This window comes from Methylomagnum sp., assembly GCF_054333355.1.
In genome coordinates this window covers 1-3,299 of record NZ_JBTEKS010000453.1, presented here as the reverse complement: position 1 = coordinate 3,299, position 3,299 = coordinate 1, and the positions used below count along the sequence as shown (strand labels likewise).

Here is a 3,299-nt window from a genome sequence, read left to right as displayed (position 1 = left end):
GGACCAAACGGCCTTTCAAAATTTCCAACGGAGGCGACCATGAAGACGCTACGCAAAGGAACGGATCGGGGACAAACCCACTTGCCTTGGCTGGACGGCCATCACACGTTTTCCTTCGGCGATTATTACGACCCCAAGCACATGGGCTTCGGCGTGCTGCGGGTCATCAACGACGATGTCATCAAGCCCGGCGGCGGCTTCCCCACCCATCCGCACCGCGACATGGAAATCCTGACCTACGTGCTGGATGGGGCGCTGGAACACCGGGACAGCTTAGGCAACGGCTCGGTCATCCGGGCGGGCGAGGTGCAATACATGAGCGCGGGCAGCGGGATTCGGCACAGCGAGTTCAACGCCTCGAAGGACACGCCGGTGCATCTGCTGCAAATCTGGATCGAACCCAAGATCAAGGGCACGCCGCCGCGCTACAGGCAGGTCGATGTGGACCCGGCCCTCAAACGGGATCGCTTCCATGCCATCGTGGGCGCGACGGGCGGGGAGGACGTGATTCAGCTTCATCAGGATGTGGCCGTTCACGCCGCGCTGCTGTCGGCGGGAACGACGCTGGAGCAGACCCTCGCGCCCGGTCGAAGGGCTTGGCTGCATGTGGCGCGGGGCCGGGTGGACATCGACGGCGAGCGTTTGGAAGCGGGCGATGCGTTGGGGCTGGAACGGGAAGACCGGCTGCGTATCCAGGCGGTCGAGGAGGCGGAATTGTTGCTGTTCGATTTGCCGTGAGTCCGTGGGAATTCTGGACTATAAGGTGGGTGGAGGCGCACAACGCAAGGCTTTGTATTTCAAGGAATCGCTTCGTGCGCCGTAACCCATCGCCCTAATCAGCATGGCGGGTTACGGCGCACGGCGGGAACAAGATTGTCGGGATGGTTCGCCGGATGTGCGCCCACACCCACCCTATGAGTTGTCGGTTTACACGCTCAGGCTTCCGTCATCGTCATCGTAGGTGTCGAAATCATCCAGCCCTGGGTCGAAATCATTGTCCTGGGTGTCCTGGTCCGGCTGGTTATCGTCGGAGCCGTAATACTCGTTGATGGTGACATTCTGGGCGTGGTCCGGGTTTATATCCGCCGAGTCCAAAAAGCCGCTCCCCGAGTTGTGGTGTCCTCCCAAAAGGCTTTCCAGCCCTTGGAACAAAAAGGCACCGCCCGCGATGCCCGCCGCCGCCGCCGCCGCTGTGCCGAGGAAGCTGCCGAACCCACCGCCGGACGCCGGGGCTTGTGGTGCCGCCCCAGCCCAAGGCGCGGCGGGCGCGGGACGAGTTGGCGCTGGAGCCGCCCACGGATCGCTCCCGCCCAGGAAGCCGCCACCGCTACGGGGCGGGGCGGCGCTGCGGGCACGGGCCTGTTCCAGTTGGCCTTGTAGCTGGGCGATTTGGGATTTGGCGGCATTCAGCGCTTGCTCTTGCAGTAAGGCTTTTTGCACCAGCAAGTAGGCCGCGTCGGGTTGTTGAGCGGCGGCGGCGGAAATCAGGGCGGCGGCGTCTGGGTCTTTCTGAAAGCCCCTGGCCTGCTTCATTTGGTCGAGGAAATCGGTCAGGAGTCGGCGTTCTTCGCTGTTCATGGCTGGCTACCTTGGAAGTTGAAAACCGTATTATCGACTAAAAGGGTGGGAGCGGGCTTCAGCCCACGATCAGTAATGGAGCGCGGGCTGAAGCCCGCTCCCACGATTTAGGTTGGCATGATGGGTTGCGGCGCACGGCAAGAATCGCCAAAGGCTTCGATCCCGTCGTGTGCGCCTCCACCCATCCTATTTGGCCGAGGCCAGCCAGGAATTGATGTCCTCGACATCCTTCTGGGACAGGCTCCCCGTCCACAACCGCAGGGCCACCAGAGCGCGAACGTAGTCATAGCGGGCGCGGGCCTGCTCGAAGCGGGCTTTCAATAGATTTTTCTTCGCTTCCAACAAGGCCACGATGGTGGCGGTGCCCAGTTGATAGCTCCGCTCCTGCGCGGCGCGGGCTTTTTCCCGTGCCTCGACTTCCCGCCCGGTGGAATCGACCCGCGCCCATCCGGTGCGGGCGTTCAGGTAGGCGGTGCGGGTCTGCCGCTCGATTTCCCGGCGCTTCTCCGTGCGCTTCTCCACCGCCATTTGATAACGCGCCGTGGCGTCCCGCGCCGCCGCCTCGATGCCGCCACCGGAATAAAGCGGCACGTTCAATTGCAGCCCCACCGTGCCGACGTTGTAGCGGGGCAACTGGCGGTTATCGAAGCCGCCGTTGTCGGCGTAGGTCTCCGACAGTTGCAAGGCCACCTGGGGCAAATGCTCGGCGCGGGCGCTGGCGATGAGCTTTTCCCCGGCCTCGACGGCGTGTTCCAAGGCCCGTAAGGTCGGATGATTGCGGCCCGCCTCTTCCACCCATTGCGCTTCCTGGCCCGGCACGTCCGGCAAGTGGTCCCGGGTCAGCGGCGCGACTTCGGGCACGGGCACGCCAGCGGTTTCCCGCAGCTTTTCCAGCGCGACGGCCTTGGCGTTGTCCACCTCGATTTCGCGGGTCAGCAGGGCTTGGTAATACGCCTCGATTTCATAGACATCCGTGACCATCGCCAGTTGCCGCTCGAACATGCGGCGGATGCGCTGCATGTCGCCGTTGGTCAGCGCCTTTTCGCCCTGGACGAAGCTCATCTCGTCGGAGGCTTCGAGGACGCCGAGATAGCGGTCGATCAAATCCGCCGTGACCGCGAGGCGGGTGGACTCCAGTTCTTGTTCCGTCTGCTTGATGGTTTCGCCCGCCACCTGGAAGCGCAGGAACGACGGCAGGTCGAACAGGGCTTGGCGGGCCTGGATGATGCCGCGCACGCCTTCATAAGCGCTGTTCACGGTGCGGGTTTGGCGGGTTAGCGGGTTGGTTTCGGCCTGGGTGAAGTCGTTCCAGGAAAGATTCCCGCTGGCCGACACCTGGGGCAGCAGCTTGCTGAGGGCTTGGTCCTCCTGGGCTTGGGCCTGTTCGATGGAATATTCCCGGCCCTTGAGCGCGGGGTTGGTGGCGAGGGTTTGCTCGTAGAGTTGCAGCAGGTCGAGGGTCGGGGCGGCGAACGTGAGGCCGGACCATAACAAGATTATCGTTCCCACGCTCCGCGTGGGAATGCATCCTTGGCCGCTCCGCGTCCCGTGTCTGCCCCGGCGGCGGCAAAGGTCTGGAGTCCGAACTTCAGTTTGGACAGGGCCGTCAGCCACCGGGGTTTCGTCCAAACTAAAGTTCGGACTCCAGATAGAACCGTCGCTGGACGGGACACGGGACGCGGAGCGTCCCCATCTGCATTCCCACGCGGAGCGTGGGAACG

The 3,299-nt window shown here is 63.5% G+C and carries 3 protein-coding genes; 1 reads left to right on the top strand and 2 read right to left on the bottom strand.

Annotation, left to right across the window (positions count from 1 at the left end; all coding sequences use genetic code 11):
• Positions 1 to 39 precede the first annotated feature (39 nt).
• On the top strand, positions 40 to 738 hold the full coding sequence (locus tag ACXWUF_RS20950) for a pirin family protein (protein ID WP_458497846.1): 699 nt from the start codon (positions 40 to 42) through the stop codon (positions 736 to 738).
• 189 nt (positions 739 to 927) lie between these two features.
• On the opposite strand, the gene ACXWUF_RS20945 is transcribed toward ACXWUF_RS20950, so the two are convergent.
• Positions 928 to 1,578 carry a DUF2076 domain-containing protein gene (locus tag ACXWUF_RS20945; RefSeq protein ID WP_458497845.1) on the bottom strand — a complete coding sequence of 217 codons (651 nt, stop codon included), beginning with the start codon at positions 1,576 to 1,578 and terminating at the stop codon, positions 928 to 930.
• Between the two features lie 186 nt (positions 1,579 to 1,764).
• Positions 1,765 to 3,072 (bottom strand): TolC family protein, encoded by a 1,308-nt coding sequence (locus ACXWUF_RS20940; RefSeq protein ID WP_458497844.1) that lies wholly within the window; start codon positions 3,070 to 3,072, stop codon positions 1,765 to 1,767.
• Positions 3,073 to 3,299: the final 227 nt, after the last annotated feature.